Here is a 16,033-nt window from a genome sequence, read left to right on the forward strand (position 1 = left end):
GCGACCGGCTATCAGGCCGTGATCACCAATGCGCAAAATCGCAGTCACCGCCTAATAGCAATGGACCACGAACGCAATATGACTGTTTTATGACAGTGTTAGCTGGCAGCCTTTATCAACTGCGGCGCCATCCGTGGGCGCATCTTTTCAGCGAACTGCAGGAAAAGGATCTTCAGCTCCGGCTCGTTGACGCGCAAGGCCGCTTCCTCGCAGGAAACCCATTCCAGCGTGCGCGAACCTTTTTCCGGAAAGCTCTTCAGGCACTCGTCCACTTCAAGCGCGTGAACCTGCACGATGACCGGGATCTTGAGGCCATTATCGAGCGTCTTGCGATAGTTGTAGAAACCGAGCGTTTCCTTTTCGACCTTGCCCTTGACGCCGACCTCTTCGAACGCTTCGCGTTCGGCGACCTGATGCGCCTTCTTGTCGGTCATAGGCCAGCCCTTGGGGATAACCCAGCGGCCGGTATCGCGGCTCGTCGCGACGAGCACTTCCAGCAGTCCCTGCTTCTTCTTGAGCCGGTAGCACAATGCGGCATACTGCTGTCGCGGCGGCCGCTGCAGCATCAACCGAAGATTGTTGGTAACCTTGCTCATGAAGCCCAATTTCTGCTGGTTCCTTCGTATGAGTGTTAATGTACTAATATAGTGCTTGCCCGGAGCTTAACGAGCCCACTGCAACCACTCATTGTCGTGAATCATGGTGAAGACAACGCTGATAATGTATCTATTTTGAAGCAGGCTTTTATAAGGTCAACTTGTTTTTTGCACAGCTGTTCAAAAATAGGCTGGTTGTTCTTTCTGCGACAGATTCAGGTCTCTTTGCCCAACTTCAATTGAGCGATCCTGTTCCATTCGCCGGCCCGTTCCGCTTCGTCGGTGACGCTGAAAATGAAGTCGATATGCGCCTCGGCCTGCTGCCTTGCCTTTGCCGCATCACCGGCCAGGATCGCATCGGCGATCGCCTCGTGTTGTTCCATCACCCGGTGATGCGCGCCGCCAACGGTGAAGATGAGGCGGCGATTATAGAAGATACCGTCGCTCAGCAGGCGATAGCAGGCCCGCAGCGTGTGCATCAGGATGATGTTGTGGGCGGCATCGCCAATAGCGTTGTGGAATTCCACATCGGTGGCAAGCTCCTCTTCGAAACGGCCTTCCTGATGGGCGTCGCGCATGCGGCCGATGATCCGCCGAATCATTTCCCGGTCGGTCTCGGTGGCGCGGCGGGCCGCCATCTCGGCTGTCATCCCCTCCAACTGGCGGCGATATTCCAGATAGTCCCGTACCGCCTGCCGGTGCCGACGGATGAGGTCGACGAGCGGCGCGGAAAAGATCTGGCCGACGACATCGGCCACAAAAGTGCCGCCGCCATGCTGGCTGACCAGCAGGCCGCGGGTTTCAAGCTCCTTCAGCGCCTCCCGCAGGATCGGCCTGGAAATGTCGAAGCGCTGCGCCAGTTCCCGTTCGCCCGGCAGGCGCTCGCCGTCGCGCAGCACGCCGGTCAGGATCAGCCGCTCGATCTGGTGTATGATCTCGTCCACAGTTCGGCCATGCGAGACGGGCAGGAAAAGTTCATGCGTCACGTATGCCTCCTGGCGGATCTGTCTGCCAACACCTTGATACCACATGCTTGTAGCACTGGTAAAAAAAGTATACCAGTGAGCCGGAACAGGGAGATGCATTTGACCGAGGCCATCCGCTTTCTGCCGCCGCGCGCCGCTGTCATGGCACGCCGCGAAACGATCATCGGCGATCTGGCCGATCTCCTGCCGCCCGATTGCCTGATCCACGAAGAGCGCGAGCTGGTTCCGTTCGAGACGGATGCCTTCATCTCGTATCGCCGCGTGCCGCTGGCCGTGGCGCTGCCCCGCACGACGGCGCAGGTTGCCGCCATTATGAAATACTGCAACCGCTACGGTATTCCGGTCGTGCCGCGGGGGGCAGGGACCTCGCTGTCCGGCGGCGCCATTCCGCAGGAGGATGCGCTTGTCCTCGGCCTGTCGCGCATGTCGAAAATCCTCGAAGTGGATTACGCCAACCGCACCGCCACCGTGCAGGCCGGCGTCACCAACCTGAACATCTCCGAAGCGGTCGGCATCGACGGCTTCTTTTATGCGCCCGACCCGAGTTCCCAGCTTGCCTGCACGATCGGTGGCAATATCGGCATGAATTCCGGTGGCGCGCACTGTCTGAAATACGGCGTGACGACCAACAATCTGCTCGGCGTCAAGATGGTGCTGGTCGATGGCACGGTGATCGAGCTCGGCGGCAAGCATCTCGATGCGGCGGGTTACGACCTGCTCGGCCTCGTCTGCGGTTCGGAAGGCCAGCTTGGCATCGTCACCGAAGCGACCGTCCGGCTGATCGCCAAGCCGGAAGGTGCGCGCCCCGTCCTGTTCGGTTTCGAGACGTCTGAGGAAGCCGGTTCCTGCGTCTCCGATATCATCGGTTCGGGCATCATCCCTGTCGCCATCGAATTCATGGACAAGCCAGCGATCGAGATCTGCGAGGCTTTCGCCGGTGCCGGTTATCCGCTGGATGTTGGTGCGCTGCTGATCGTGGAAGTGGAAGGTTCCGAAGCCGAAATGGACGCGATGCTGGCCGGCATCGTCGAGATCGCCCGCCTCCATCAGGTGAAGACGGTGCGCGAATGCCAGTCTGCGACGGAAGCCGCGCTGATCTGGAAAGGCCGTAAATCCGCTTTCGGCGCGACCGGCCGTATCGCCGATTATATCTGCATGGACGGCACGGTGCCGCTCGGCAAGCTTTCCTACGTGCTGCAGAAGACGTCGGAAATCACCGACAGTTTTGGCCTTCGGGTTGCTAACGTCTTCCATGCGGGTGACGGCAACATGCATCCGCTGATCCTGTTCAACGCCAACGATCCGGAAGACGCGGCCAAGGCGGAAGCGGCCGGCAACGAGATTTTGAAACTCTGCGTCGATGCGGGCGGCTGCCTGACCGGCGAACACGGCGTCGGTATCGAGAAACGCGACCTGATGCGGCATCAATTTTCGGAAGCGGACCTCACCCAGCAGATGGCGGTGCGGGCGGCGTTCGATGAGGGTTGGATCCTCAATCCCTCCAAGGTGTTTCCGTTGGAGGGGAGGCCGTGAGTTTGACGATGGTTGCCAGCGTTCCCCGGAACCACCCCCCTCTGTCCTGCCGGACATCTCCCCCTCAAGGGGGGAGATCGGATGTGGCGCGGTCTTCCGAATATCTTGCATCGAGCTTTGAGCTACTGGCCTCGTTGAAGAGGAACGAGTGGTCATGCGTCTTGCCAATCTCCCCTTTTGAGGGGGAGATGTCCGGCAGGACAGAGGGGGGTAAGCTCCGGATACTGAGGCCCACCGCATGCTGATCCCCAATTCCGAAGCCGACGCCGCCTATGTCATCCGCACCGCCGCGGCCGAGAACAAGACGCTGGCGCTCTGCGGCAACAACACCCGTTCCGGTTTCGGCAACGCGGTGGAAACCACCGATGTCGTCAGCTCCCGCGGCCTCACCGGCATCGTCGATTACGAGCCGGCCGAAATGGTGATGACGGTGAAAGCCGGCACTCCGGTCGCGGAAGTCGAGGCGGCACTTGCCGCCAACCGGCAGATGATGTCCTTCGAACCGATGGATCATCGCGGCATCATGGGGACCACGGGGGAGCCCACGATCGGCGGCGTTTTTGCCGCGAACGTTTCCGGCCCGCGCCGCTTCGTCTCCGGTGCTGCGCGCGACAGCCTGCTCGGCATCCGTTTTGTCAACGGCCGGGGCGAGGTCATCCGCGCCGGCGGCCGGGTGATGAAGAACGTCACCGGCCTCGATCTCGTCAAGCTTCTGGCCGGCTCGCAAGGCACGCTCGGCTTCCTGACCGAAGTAACATTCCGCGTCCTGCCGGTGCCGCCGGTGGTCGAGACGATCGTGATTTCCGGATTATGGGATGACGCCCTGGCTGCCAAGGCCATGGCCGCGGCAATGGCGATGCCCGTCGAAGTTTCCGGTGCCGCACATCTGCCGGCCAGCGTCATCGGCCGCTTCCTGCGCGGCAGCCTTCCCGATGGCGAAGCGACGGTCTTGCGCCTCGAAGGGCTTGCCGCATCCGTTTCCGTCCGGGCTGAAAAGCTCAAGGCTGTCATGGAAGCGTTCGGCCCTGTCTCTCGCCTTGGCATGGAAGACAGCCAGGCGCTCTGGCGCGAAATTCGTGACGTGCAACCCTATGCCGATGGGACAGAGCGCCCTCTCTGGTGCGTCTCCGTCGCCCCCTCTGCCGGCCATCAGATCGTCGCCGCCCTTCGTCTCGAAGCTGGCGTCGATGTCTTTTACGACTGGCAGGGCGGTCTGATCTGGATGCGCATGGAAGCCGATCCCGAAGCCGAATTGCTGCGCCGCTATATCCGGGCGTTGGGTGGTGGACATGCAACGCTCGTGCGCGCATCTGATACGGCCCGCGCCGGGACCGCGGCGTTTGAGCCCCTGCCGGACGCAGTTGCGGCGCTTTCGGCTCGCGTGAAGCAGAAACTCGATCCGGCGGGCATTTTCAGCCCCGGCAAGATGGCAGGAATCCTCTGATGCAAACCTCCTTCACCGCCGAGCAGCTCGCCGATCCGCATGTGGCGGAATCCGAAAAGATCCTGCGCCGCTGCGTGCATTGCGGTTTCTGCACCGCCACCTGTCCGACCTATCTGACGCTTGGTAACGAGCTCGATAGCCCGCGTGGGCGCATCTATCTCATCAAGGATATGCTGGAAAACGGCCGCCCGGCGGATGAGGAAGTGGTCACCCATATCGACCGCTGCCTCTCCTGCCTTTCCTGTGTCACGACCTGTCCGTCCGGCGTTGACTATATGCATCTGGTCGATCACGCCCGTATCCATATCGAAAACACCTACAGGCGGCCGCTGATGGATCGGTTGATCCGCGCCGTGCTTGCCGCGGTCCTGCCTTATCCAGCGCGTTTTCGAACGGCGCTGATGTTCGCCAAGCTCGGACGCCCCTTGGCGCCGATGATGAAGCGTGTTGCCGCCTTGAAGCCGCTCGGCGCCATGCTGGACCTTGCGCCGACCTCCATCGCCGGCGGTTCGGATGCGGCGACACCGGGTGTGCGCAAGGCCGAAACAGAAAAACGCGGACGGGTGGCGATCCTTTCCGGCTGCGCCCAGCCGGTTCTCGATCCTGGCATCAACGAAGCGACGCTCAGGCTTCTGTCCCGCATCGGCATCGAGGTGGTCGTGCCGCAGGGCGAGGGCTGCTGCGGCGCGCTGGTGCATCACATGGGCCGCGAGGAGCAGGCGCTCGATTTCGCCCGCCGCAATGTCGATGTCTGGATCCGGGAAATCGACCAAGGGGGAGCAGGTGGCGGGCTCGATGCGATCATCATCACCGCCTCCGGCTGCGGTACGACGATCAAGGACTACGGCCACATGCTGCGGCTCGATCCGGCCTATGCGGAAAAGGCAAAGAAGGTTTCAAGCCTCGCCAAGGACATTACCGAATATCTCTCGACGCTGGATCTGCCCCGGCAGGAGCCGAAGAGGCTGAATGTCGCCTATCACTCGGCTTGCTCGATGCAGCATGGCCAGAAGATCACGCTTGCACCGAAGAACCTTTTGAAGGCCGCAGGGTTCACCGTGCGCGATCCGGCCGAAGGCCATCTCTGCTGTGGCTCGGCCGGCACCTATAATATCCTGCAGCCAGAGATTTCGGCACAGCTCAAGGCCCGTAAGGTGAAAAACATCGAGGCGACCAAAGCAGATGTCATCGCCACCGGCAATATCGGCTGCATCACCCAGATCGCTTCCGGCACGGCGATCCCGATCCTGCATACCGTGGAATTGCTGGACTGGGCCTATGGCGGTCCGAAGCCGGCAAGGCTGGCGGAAAAGTAGGCGCCGGCAATCCGATGGGGTGCAATAAAAAAGCCGGCGAAATCGCCGGCTTTTTTATTTGATCGAGGCGTCAGCCTCAGAACTTGTAGTTGATACCGACATTGACCGCGTTGGTCAGGATGTTGGTTTTCAGCGAAGCGCCGCTATCGATGTCGACGTTGATCCAGGAATAGTTGCCCTTGTATTCGGCAAATGCAGACCAGTTTTCCGTGAATTCGTAGCGGATACCGGCCTGAGCCTGAATCGTTGCGCCACCGAGCTGGTAATCGAACGTGCGATTGGCACCGCGGGTGACTTCGACATGCGGAACGTTGATACCGACGCCGGCGCCGACATAAGGCTTCCACTTGCCTTCGAGCGGGAACTTGTAGAGCGCGTTCAGCGTCAGCAGGTTAAGGCCGTCGGTGAATTCGAAGACATCCCAGCCGGCCTTGGCCAGCGTCGAGTCGTTCGCATAGACCTTCGCATGGGTGTAGTCGAGCGAGACACCCCAGTTGGAGAGCGCGCCGCCCTCGAACCAGTAAGTGCCACGGATGCCGTAATAGGGCGGCGAGGCGAAGGACTTGCCTTCCCAGCCGGCCGTGAAGTCCGGGGCGTCGGAAACCTCGACCTTGCTGTGCGGAGCGGTCTGGTAACCGCCGTAAACGGAAAGTTCCCAGCCGCCGATGTTCGGCGCTGCTTCAGGAGCAGCAATCGGGGCGGAGGCCGGCGCCATGTCGGCCGCATAGGCAGCGCCGGAGGCGAGGGCGAGAGAAATCAGGGAAAGCGAAAGAAGTTTGCGCATGAATCAGCCTGCTTGAATATGATTGGCTTTTGATAGGCACTTTAGCGATGGATGCGCTGGCGGTCTGTGCTTTTTGTGCACCAGTCACCGACGAAGCTAGGCCCGTTATGGTTAACCAAATCTAAACGCAGCAAAAAGGCGGCTCGAAGCCGCCTTTCATAGTGTTGTCCGATCGTTTCAGCCGCCGAAAATGGTGCGGAAAATGTCGATGCCGCGATCTTCGTAATCCACCTTGCCCTGTTTGTTGCCGGGTCCGATGACGATGACCTTGGTGCCGATGTCGGCGCGCGAATAAAGATGTTCGACATCCTTGTTCATCATGCGGATACAGCCGGACGACATGTTGAGACCGATTGTCCAGGGCTGGTTGGTGCCGTGGATACGGAAGATCGTGTCGCGGTTGCCCTTGTAGAGATACATGGCGCGGGCACCGAGCGGGTTGTCGATGCCACCGGGCTGGACTTCCGGCAGGATGCGGCCGGCACGGCGCTCACGAACGCGCATTTCCGCTGGCGGGCGCCATTCCGGCCATTCCGCCTTGCGGCCGACATTCACCACGCCCGACCAGCCGAAACCTTCACGGCCGACGCCGATGCCGTAACGGGTCGCGCTGTTTTCGCCTTCGATATAGTAGAGAAATTTGTTGTTGGTATCGACGATAATCGTGCCCGGCCTTTCAGCGGTGGTGAACCGCACGGCCCGCCGCTTGAACTGTTCCGGCACTTCCCGCTGCATGGCGACCGGCGTCACGGCGCTTGCCGGGAGGTCCACATGCGGTGCGGCCGGGCCGATGGCGCTGGCGTTACCCGCGGTCAAAAGAAACGCGCCGGCCATGCCCATGGCGGCTGCGAAGATCCTGCTGCTCCTCATCCCCAAACTCCCTCTTCCATTTCAGGATGAGGGAGGCTAGCCGGTTCGCCCGGCAAAGCAACACGAAAGCCGGCCGAAAAGGACGGTGGCATGACAAAAAGGCGACGGGACTGTGGCCCCGCCGCCTCACTTTTCAGGCATATTCGACACCCTGTCACATCACGATGACGCGGGTGCCGATATTGACGCGTTCGTAAAGGTCGGTCACGTCCTCGTTGCGCATGCGGATACAGCCGGAGGAAACGGCGCTGCCGATCGTCCAGGGCGCGTTGGTGCCGTGAATGCGGTAAAGCGTCGAGCCGAGATACATGGCGCGGGCGCCGAGCGGATTTTCCGGGCCGCCATCCATGCGCGCCGGCAGGTAGTGACCCTTGACGGCTTCGCGCTGGATCATCTCCTGCGGCGGGATCCAGGTCGGCCATTCGGACTTGCGGGTGACCTTGTGTTCGCCGGCCCATTCGAAGCCGGGCTTGCCGACGCCGACGCCGTAACGGCGCGCCTGACCACCTTCGCCGACGAGGTAGAGGAAACGGTTATCGGTATCGATGACGATCGTGCCCGGCTTTTCCTTGGTGTCGTAGGCGACGGTCTGCGGCAGGAATTGCGGCTCGATCTGGCTCTTGGCCGGACGGTCCGGGCGGACGGCGACCTGCTGGACATCGCTATTGCCGAAAATGCCGGTGCGGCGCATCGCTTGCGGCTGGCGCTGCTGGTAGGCGGGCTGCTGCTGGTAACCCTGCTGCTGATAAAGCGCACGCGGCTGGGCCGCCTGGCGCGGATAAACGACCGGGCGCCCATTCGGGCCGGCAAGCTGCATGACCCACGGGGCGGCGAGATCCGAGCTGACGACAACCGGCGGACGCTCGCGATAACGGTCGTTGGCGGAGGCGGCGCTGGAAATGACGGTCGCGAGGCCAAGGGCCGCGAAAAATATCTTCTTCATGATCGGATCCACTCGTTACAAATCACCGATTGGGAACGTCCTGTCCGGGCGGCCCTGGTTGACGAACATGGTGAGCGCCAGGTGAAAGCGAATGGTAAACGGGTGGCCTGCTGGAGGCTTCGGCGATACCGCAAATGCCATAAACCTTTTGGCAGGGTTACTGCCCGGTTTTGAAACATGGTTGACCAGTGTTAAAGCAGGCTGAAAAGCCGTTAACGAACTGAATTCGAAGGGGCAAAGGGATGGAAAAGCCGGGAATCACCATCGGCGAGGATGGCATTGCGCGCTGCGCCTGGCATGGCGGCCTGGAGGATTACCGCCGTTACCATGACGAGGAATGGGGCCGGCCGGTGACGAGCGATGTCCGCCTGTTCGAAAAGATCTGCCTCGAAGGCTTTCAGTCCGGCCTGTCCTGGCTGACGATCCTGCGCAAGCGCGAGAATTTTCGCGCCGGCTTTGCGGGTTTCGATTTCGAGAAGGTGGCACAGTTCGGCGAAAACGACATCGCCCGGTTGCTGGCCGATACCGGCATCATCCGCCATCGCGGCAAGATCGTCTCGACGATCAACAACGCCGCCCGCGCCATCGAACTTCGCGACGAATTCGGCTCGCTTGCCAAATTCTTCTGGGGTTTCGAACCCGGTGCCCATGAGCGGCCTGCGGTGATGGACCTCGCGACCTTGCGCGCAAACCCGACGACCGACGTTTCGGTAAAGCTCTCGAAGAACCTCAAGAAGCGCGGCTGGACCTTTGTCGGTCCGACGACCGTCTATGCCTTCATGCAGGCCATGGGCATGGTCAACGACCATCTCGACGGCTGTTTCTGCCAGCCGCAGGTCGATGAAATGCGGCTGAAATTCAGGCGCCCGTAATGTCCGAAAGGATCTGATGCAGGCCGCCGAGGTTCTCGATCTGGCGAAAGCGCGGCGCATCGGTCGGCGCGTCGACATGTTCCAGCACCCAGGTCAAGGCATGCGGCACGAACACGCCCCAGCTGCCGGCGGCAATAGCCGGCACGATGTCGGATTTCAGCGAATTGCCGACCATCATCGCTCGCTCCGGCCCGTCTGCTACCTTGGAAAAGATACGGCGATAGGTGGTAGCGCTCTTGTCGCTGACGATCTCGACGGCATCGAAATAATCGCCGAGGCCGGATTGCGCTAGTTTCCGCTCCTGGTCGAACAGGTCGCCCTTGGTGATCAGCACCAGGAGATAATGGCCGTTCAAGGCTTCCAGCGTCTCTTCCACATGCGGCAGCGTCTCGACCGGATGACGCAGCAGGTCGCGGCCGATGCTCAGGATGCGCTCGATCGTTTCCGTCGGCACTTTGCCGTCGGTTATCTCGATTGCCGTTTCGATCATCGACAGGGTGAAGCCCTTGATGCCGAAACCGTAATAGGAAAGGTTGCGTTTTTCAGCCTCCAGCAGGCGCTCGGAAATATGCGCGCCCTCAGCGAAGTCGCCGAGAAGATGCTGGAAATGCTCTTCCGTCAGCCGGTAATATTGCTCGTTCTGCCAGAGCGTATCGTCGGCATCGAAGCCGATCGCGGTAATCGGGCGCATGGGTTCTGCCTCCACCGGAATGATATGGCGAAGAACGGTGCGCCGGGCAAGCGGTGAGGCCCGCCCGGCACGTTTCTTTCAAAAGTCGTTACTTCGGCTGTTCCTTGGCATGCGCCTTCAGCCAGGCCTGCATCTCGGCAATTTCGGCTTCCTGCGCCTTGATCACCGCCTCGGCGAGTTTACGGATTTCCGGGTCCTTGCCATATTGCAGCTCGACCTTGGCCATGTCGATCGCGCCCTGATGATGTGGGATCATGCCGCGCACGAAATCGACATCCGCATTGCCGGAATATCGCACCGCCATGTCCTTATGCATCTTGTCGTTGGCGGCCATGAATGCCTTGGTTGCCGGGCCTTCCGCCCCCGTTGCCGGCATCTGCATGGTGGAGTGGTCATGCCCCTTCATCTCCTGCGCGGCAGTAGTGCCGGCGATGACGAGCGAAAGGGCGGCGGTCATGAGTATAATTTTCGCAGACATGGTTTTCCTGTCCTATGCGATGGAAGTTTATGGGTTGATGAAATGAAGTTCCATCAGGCTCGGGGAGGGGGCGTCAGTGGCGCAGGTGCGGGATAAACGAGTACTAGCTCGATGCCGGGCGCGGGATAAGCATGCACGAACGGGCTTTTATCCCCAGCGTCGATCTCCGGTATAAGCGTCAGGCAGGCGGCGCAAAAGGGCGTGACGCAGGTCTTGCCGCCATGCGGACAGGGCTGTTGTGTGCTGCCATGAGAATGTTCGGCCTGCGTCGCTTCCGCCATCTTGCCATGGTCGTGCCCGCCGGAATGATCCTGAATCGCAGGAACTTGCTCCGCCGCCATATAGGGCATGCCGATGGCGGGCATGGCCCCGTAAAGGAGCCAGGCGACGAACATCAAAAGGGCGGCCAGACGCGACATGAGATTGAATCTACGATCGCCAACGCCGAAATCAACCCGCCCGGGTTCACAAGGCCGGTTTTACAGCGCGATGACCTCGTGAACCGCCTGGATGTCTCGCCCGAGTTCGCCATAGGGCGCCACCGGCCAGATCCAGCGCCGTTTTGCTTCCGGTGCCGGCACGCCGCAGAGAAGATCGGCCTCCTCCAGCACCTTGCCGCTACGATCGGTGACTTTGTAAGTGGTGTCCGTCAGCAGCGCCACCTTGCAGGGCAGGGAGGTAAGCCCATCGAGATGACTGCGCACCAGTGCGTCGAGAATTTCGGTCCGGCGCGGATTGTGCTCCTCGTCCAGCCGCCGTTTCGCGCCGACACCGATCTGCGACAGGATATTGGCCGAAACGACGAGATCGAGATACGGCACCTGCCGCAGGAAGGCGAGCGGCTCCGGCGGCTTGCCCTTCCTCGCATCCTCGAGCCCCGAAAGATCGCGCGAAATCAGCCGAACATTCCTGAACCGCTTCGCCTTCAACCGGATCCGAACCCCGGCAAGGTGCACCAGATCGACCAGCACGACCGTATCGAAATTTTCCGCCAGCGCCTCGATCGGCACATCTCGCAGCAGTCCCGAACCAAGCACCACTGCCGTCCGACGCTCTCTCATCCCGGCGATAGCCTCGCGAACGAAGGCCTTGCAGTTTTCCTCATGCGGCGCCCACGCCTTCCGGCATCGCCCGGCGCGCGACCAGAGGCCGACAGAGGAGCGGATATAGGGCTGAAATTCCCGGGGCGTGACCAATCGGGTCGCGCCATACTGAATGGCTTCGGCGAGCATGGGTTACCGATAGACCTCACGCCGGTGACCGATCTCGACGACGAGCACGACGAGACGCTGATCCTGTATGTCGCAGATGATGCGGTAGTCGCCGACCTTGTAGCGCCAAAGATGCTCGAAGCGGGAGCCTTGAAGAGCAGTGCCAAGCTGACGAGGGTTTTCAAGCAGCTTTACCCGCGAATGCAGGAAATCTCGAATGCGAGCCGACTCGTTATTGCCTATTTTCTTGAGTTGTTTGATTGCAGCGGCCTGAAACTCAATCTTCCAGGCCAAGTTCGCGCTCCATCTCATTCCAGGTATAGGTTCGCTCGCCATTGCGGATGCGCTCCATCGCCGCTTCCGCAAGCGCAATATCGTGAAGATCCTCGAGATGTTGCTCGAGAACCTCCATCATGTAAGCATCCGGCTCCGCGCCAGCCTGTGCCGCATACTCGGCGATCAGCTTGTGCATTTCGTCCGGCATTTCGATCGTGACGCGCTTGTTCATGGCAGGAGCCCTTTTTCTCGAAGACTATATAGCAGTTCGCCTCATTCTTCACCAGCCGCCGCCCTTGCCGCTTCGGCCGCTATCCTCTAAGAAACCGCTCACAAATCCGGCCTTTCCCGGGCCGTCGGCAATGGAATTTCGATCATGAACGACAAGAGCAAAAAGCCCCAGAAACTCAAGGCCCGCCTGCCGCGCGGCTTCGTCGATCGTTCCGCTGCCGATATCCATGCGACCAACGAGATGACTGCGAAGATCCGCGAAGTCTACGAGCGTTACGGTTTCGACCCGGTCGAAACGCCGCTGTTCGAATATACCGATGCGCTCGGAAAGTTCCTGCCCGACAGCGACCGCCCGAACGAAGGCGTGTTCTCGCTGCAGGACGACGACGAACAGTGGATGAGCCTGCGTTATGATCTGACGGCGCCGCTTGCCCGCCATGTCGCCGAAAACTTCAACGAGATCCAGCTGCCGTTCCGCACCTATCGCGCCGGTTACGTCTTCCGCAACGAGAAGCCGGGTCCGGGCCGTTTCCGCCAGTTCATGCAGTTCGACGCCGATACGGTTGGTGCACCGGGCGTCCAGGCGGATGCCGAAATGTGCATGATGATGGCCGATACGATGGAAGCGCTTGGCATCAAGCGCGGCGATTACGTGATCCGCGTCAACAACCGCAAGGTTTTGGACGGTGTCATGGAAGCGATCGGCCTCGGCGGCGACGACAAGGCCGGCCAGCGCCTGAACGTGCTGCGCGCCATCGACAAGCTGGACAAGTTCGGGCCTGAAGGCGTGAAGCTGTTGCTCGGCGCTGGCCGCAAGGATGAGTCCGGCGATTTCACCAAGGGTGCCGGCCTCGGCGAAGAGCAGATCGTCGCCTTATTTGCGATGTTCGATTTCAAGTTGGAAATTGAAGTCGATGTGAACGGGGCACAGGTTTCGCACCTTTCGGGTAGTTTCCCCAAAGGCTTTCCGAATGTCATAGACGTCAATGTTCTCTATGATGGTCTTCAAGAGCTGGCGACTATGAGGCGTCTGTTTGAGGGGAGTGGCTACGGCCCCGACCGCGTCAAGATCGACCCCTCCGTCGTCCGAGGCCTCGAATACTACACCGGCCCGGTCTTCGAAGCTGAACTCCTCTTCGACGTCACCAATGAAAAGGGCGAAAAGGTCGTCTTCGGCTCTGTCGGTGGCGGCGGACGTTACGATGGCCTCGTGTCGCGCTTCATGGGCCAGCCGGTTCCGGCGACCGGCTTCTCGATTGGTGTCTCACGCCTGATGACGGCGCTGAAGAACCTCGGCAAGCTTGGTCAGGATGACGTCATCGCTCCGGTTCTCGTCACCGTCATGGATGGCGATGTCGAGAGCATGGGCCGTTACCAGCGCTTCACCCAGGCGCTGCGGGCGGAGGGCATTCGCGCCGAGATGTATCAGGGCAACTGGAAGAAATTCGGCAACCAGCTGAAATACGCCGACCGCCGCGGCTGCCCGATCGCCATCATCCAGGGTGGTGATGAGCGCGCCCAGGGTGTGTTGCAGCTGAAGGACTTGATCGAGGGCAAGCGACTTTCGGGCGAGATCACCGATAACACCGAATGGCGCGAAGCCCGCGTGGCGCAGGAGACTGTGACCGAGGCTGAGCTTGTGGCCAAGGTGAAGGAAATCCTGGCGGCTCAGGCGGAAGATCGGCGGCGGGCGAAGGATGTCTGATCTTTCCCGTTTTGCCTTGCGGTACCCCCCTCTACCCTGCCGGGCATCTCCCCCTCAAGGGGGGAGATTGGCTGGGTGGGCGCTCACTGCTCTATATTCGGCCTTTGCTTTCTGCGCTGGGTTGTTGAAGGAGAAGGCCGTGCCTCGTGTGATCTCCCCCCTTGAGGGGGAGATGCCCGGCAGGGCAGAGGGGGGTATGGCAAACTCGACGGGGGCAATTCCATGCCCCTGATCGACATGCCCGAATTCTCCGCCGACCTCCTCGCCGAGTTTGCCGCCCGTCGTGCCGAACGGGTCAACACCCCCGTCATCCAGCCGGCCGAACCCTTTCTCGACATGGCCGGCGAAGACCTTCGCCGCCGTATCTTCTTGACGGAGAGCGAAACCGGCGCAAACCTGTGCCTGCGCCCGGAATTCACCATCCCCGTCTGCCTGCGCCATATCGAAACCGCCACCGGCACGCCGCGACGCTATTCCTATCTCGGCGAAGTCTTCCGTCAGCGCCGCGAAGGCGCGCATGAATTCTACCAGGCCGGTATCGAAGACCTTGGCGACAAGGACACCGCCAGCGCCGATGCCCGCGCCATCGGCGATGCGTTTGGTGTCCTCAAGACGGTTCTGCCCGGCCGCAAGCTAACTTTGACGCTCGGCGATCAGGCGGTGTTCGAGGCGGTGGTCAAGGCGCTCGGCCTGCCCTTCGGCTGGCAGCGCCGGCTGATCCACGCATTTGGCGATATGGCGCATCTGGAAGCGCTGCTGGACCGGCTCGCAAAGCCTCAAGCCGTCGCGGGTCTCGATCCGGAAATCGCCGCCCTGATCGCCTCCGGCAACGAGGCGGAGTTGGTTGCACGCATCGACGCGACCATGCAGGAAACCGGCTATTCCACCAATGCCAGCCGCTCCCCGACCGAGATTGCGCGGCGTCTGAAGGAAAAGCTGGAACTGGCCGAAACCCGGCTGGATGGCACGGCCCTTCTGCTGCTCAGGGAATTCCTGACGCTGCAATTGCCGCTCGCCGATGCACCGGCCGCATTGGCTGGTTTTGCCGATGCCGCCGACCTGAAACTCGGCCCGGCAATCGCGATGTTCGACGCGCGGCTCGCAGCGCTTGCCAATGCCGGCGCCGATTTGTCCGCCATGACCTATCGCGCCGCCTTCGGCCGTCCGCTGGATTATTATACCGGCCTCGTTTTCGAAGTGACCGAAGCCGGTTCGACCGCCGTTCTGGCCGGTGGCGGGCGTTTCGACCGGTTGATGACGCTGCTCGGCGCCAAGGAACTGATCCCGGCTGTCGGTTTCTCGTTGTGGCTCGACCGCCTGGAAGCTGCGAGGGCAAGACGATGAGCGTTATCACCATTGCCCTGCCGTCCAAGGGACGCATCAAGGAAGATACGGCCGTCATCTTCGAACGTGCCGGCCTTGCCATTTCCGCCGTCGGCAACGACCGGTCCTATCGCGGCCGTGTCGATGGCATCGAGGGTGTCGAGATCGCCTATCTCTCCGCCTCCGAAATCGCCCGCGAACTGGCGAGTGGTGCGGTGGATTTCGGCGTCACCGGCGAGGATCTGGTGCGCGAGGGCATGCCGGGCGTCGACCAGAAGGTGGAATTCTGTGCCCGCCTCGGCTTCGGCCATGCGGATGTCGTGGTCGCGGTGCCGGAAATCTGGCTCGACGTGGAGACCATGGCCGATCTCGGCGATGTGGCGGCGGATTTCCGCGCCCGTCATGGCCGCCGTCTGCAGATCGCCACGAAATACTGGCGGCTCACCCAGCAGTTTTTCTCCGGCAGCCACGGTATCCAGCTTTATCGCATCGTCGAGAGCCTCGGCGCCACGGAAGGTGCACCGGCAGCCGGCCAGGCGGATATCATCGTCGATATCACTTCGACCGGTTCGACGCTCAGAGCCAACCACCTGAAGGTCCTGTCGGACGGCGTCATGCTGAAATCTGAGGCCTGCCTCGTGCGCGCCCGCAAGCCGGGCCATGAGGAAGACCCGCGCATCCGGCAGATCGTCGAGGCTGTCCGCGCCGCGCTTTAGTCGCGGCGGCGGAATCGGCGTCGATTTTCGGACGGCGCGATGTGTAATTCAAAGAGTG

18 protein-coding genes are annotated in these 16,033 nt (G+C 61.2%); 7 read left to right on the forward strand and 11 right to left on the reverse strand.

Annotation, left to right across the window (positions count from 1 at the left end; translation table 11 throughout):
* Nucleotides 1-98 precede the first annotated feature (98 nt).
* Together KX729_RS05320 and KX729_RS05325 are read right to left on the reverse strand one after the other, a co-directional pair.
* Nucleotides 99-596 (reverse strand): NUDIX hydrolase, encoded by a 498-nt coding sequence (locus KX729_RS05320; RefSeq protein WP_376775922.1) that lies wholly within the window; start codon nucleotides 594-596, stop codon nucleotides 99-101.
* Nucleotides 597-811: 215 nt separating this feature from the next.
* The gene (locus KX729_RS05325; RefSeq protein ID WP_312990549.1) at nucleotides 812-1,582 is read right to left on the reverse strand and encodes a FadR/GntR family transcriptional regulator; all 771 of its coding nucleotides are present in this window, start codon (nucleotides 1,580-1,582) and stop codon (nucleotides 812-814) included.
* 99 nt (nucleotides 1,583-1,681) lie between these two features.
* On the opposite strand from KX729_RS05325, the gene KX729_RS05330 reads away from it, so the two are divergent.
* From KX729_RS05330 to glcF, 3 genes are all read left to right on the forward strand, one after another.
* Complete coding sequence (locus tag KX729_RS05330; RefSeq protein WP_219741403.1) at nucleotides 1,682-3,115, forward strand: FAD-linked oxidase C-terminal domain-containing protein; 1,434 nt, start codon at nucleotides 1,682-1,684, stop codon at nucleotides 3,113-3,115.
* 238 nt (nucleotides 3,116-3,353) lie between these two features.
* A complete protein-coding gene (locus KX729_RS05335; protein WP_219741404.1) occupies nucleotides 3,354-4,559 on the forward strand; it encodes an FAD-binding protein in 1,206 nt (401 codons plus the stop codon).
* Nucleotides 4,559-5,875: a glycolate oxidase subunit GlcF gene (glcF, locus tag KX729_RS05340; protein WP_219741405.1), complete on the forward strand. Its 1,317-nt coding sequence runs from the start codon at nucleotides 4,559-4,561 to the stop codon at nucleotides 5,873-5,875. The genes KX729_RS05335 and glcF overlap by 1 nt, the downstream gene beginning before the upstream one ends.
* 76 nt (nucleotides 5,876-5,951) lie before the next feature.
* On the opposite strand, the gene KX729_RS05345 is transcribed toward glcF, so the two are convergent.
* From KX729_RS05345 to KX729_RS05355, 3 genes are all read right to left on the reverse strand, one after another.
* The gene (locus tag KX729_RS05345; protein ID WP_312990565.1) at nucleotides 5,952-6,632 is read right to left on the reverse strand and encodes an outer membrane protein; all 681 of its coding nucleotides are present in this window, start codon (nucleotides 6,630-6,632) and stop codon (nucleotides 5,952-5,954) included.
* 204 nt (nucleotides 6,633-6,836) lie between these two features.
* Entirely contained in the window at nucleotides 6,837-7,529 is a 693-nt protein-coding gene (locus KX729_RS05350) for a L,D-transpeptidase (protein WP_219741407.1), read from the reverse strand.
* Between the two features lie 154 nt (nucleotides 7,530-7,683).
* Nucleotides 7,684-8,472 carry a L,D-transpeptidase gene (locus KX729_RS05355; RefSeq protein ID WP_219741408.1) on the reverse strand — a complete coding sequence of 263 codons (789 nt, stop codon included), beginning with the start codon at nucleotides 8,470-8,472 and terminating at the stop codon, nucleotides 7,684-7,686.
* A 242-nt stretch (nucleotides 8,473-8,714) separates the two neighbouring features.
* Between KX729_RS05355 and KX729_RS05360 the strand changes: the two genes are divergently transcribed.
* Entirely contained in the window at nucleotides 8,715-9,344 is a 630-nt protein-coding gene (locus tag KX729_RS05360; RefSeq protein WP_219741409.1) for a DNA-3-methyladenine glycosylase I, read from the forward strand.
* Here KX729_RS05360 and KX729_RS05365 read toward each other — a convergent pair.
* From KX729_RS05365 to relB, 6 genes are all read right to left on the reverse strand, one after another.
* Nucleotides 9,331-10,035, reverse strand: a complete 705-nt coding sequence (locus KX729_RS05365; RefSeq protein WP_219741410.1) for an HAD family hydrolase — start codon at nucleotides 10,033-10,035, stop codon at nucleotides 9,331-9,333. The genes KX729_RS05360 and KX729_RS05365 overlap by 14 nt on opposite strands.
* 88 nt (nucleotides 10,036-10,123) lie before the next feature.
* Nucleotides 10,124-10,513: a CopM family metallochaperone gene (gene copM, locus KX729_RS05370; RefSeq protein ID WP_219741411.1), complete on the reverse strand. Its 390-nt coding sequence runs from the start codon at nucleotides 10,511-10,513 to the stop codon at nucleotides 10,124-10,126.
* 53 nt (nucleotides 10,514-10,566) lie between these two features.
* The gene (locus KX729_RS05375) at nucleotides 10,567-10,932 is read right to left on the reverse strand and encodes a hypothetical protein (RefSeq protein WP_219741412.1); all 366 of its coding nucleotides are present in this window, start codon (nucleotides 10,930-10,932) and stop codon (nucleotides 10,567-10,569) included.
* Between the two features lie 60 nt (nucleotides 10,933-10,992).
* Nucleotides 10,993-11,745, reverse strand: coding sequence for a hypothetical protein (locus KX729_RS05380; RefSeq protein ID WP_219741413.1), 753 nt, complete (start codon nucleotides 11,743-11,745; stop codon nucleotides 10,993-10,995).
* 3 nt (nucleotides 11,746-11,748) lie between these two features.
* On the reverse strand, nucleotides 11,749-12,018 hold the full coding sequence (locus KX729_RS05385; protein WP_219741414.1) for a type II toxin-antitoxin system RelE family toxin: 270 nt from the start codon (nucleotides 12,016-12,018) through the stop codon (nucleotides 11,749-11,751).
* Nucleotides 12,002-12,232, reverse strand: a complete 231-nt coding sequence (relB, locus tag KX729_RS05390; protein ID WP_219741415.1) for a type II toxin-antitoxin system RelB family antitoxin — start codon at nucleotides 12,230-12,232, stop codon at nucleotides 12,002-12,004. Before relB ends, KX729_RS05385 begins: the two co-directional genes overlap by 17 nt.
* Nucleotides 12,233-12,376: 144 nt before the next feature.
* On the opposite strand from relB, the gene hisS reads away from it, so the two are divergent.
* The 3 genes from hisS (at nucleotide 12,377) to hisG (ending at nucleotide 15,975) form a co-directional block, all read left to right on the forward strand.
* Nucleotides 12,377-13,936, forward strand: coding sequence for a histidine--tRNA ligase (gene hisS, locus KX729_RS05395; protein ID WP_219741416.1), 1,560 nt, complete (start codon nucleotides 12,377-12,379; stop codon nucleotides 13,934-13,936).
* Between the two features lie 222 nt (nucleotides 13,937-14,158).
* Nucleotides 14,159-15,280, forward strand: coding sequence for an ATP phosphoribosyltransferase regulatory subunit (locus KX729_RS05400; RefSeq protein WP_219741417.1), 1,122 nt, complete (start codon nucleotides 14,159-14,161; stop codon nucleotides 15,278-15,280).
* Nucleotides 15,277-15,975, forward strand: coding sequence for an ATP phosphoribosyltransferase (hisG, locus tag KX729_RS05405; protein ID WP_219741418.1), 699 nt, complete (start codon nucleotides 15,277-15,279; stop codon nucleotides 15,973-15,975). Before KX729_RS05400 ends, hisG begins: the two co-directional genes overlap by 4 nt.
* Nucleotides 15,976-16,033: the final 58 nt, after the last annotated feature.

This window comes from Neorhizobium populisoli (assembly GCF_019430945.1).
GTDB lineage: Bacteria > Pseudomonadota > Alphaproteobacteria > Rhizobiales > Rhizobiaceae > Neorhizobium > Neorhizobium populisoli.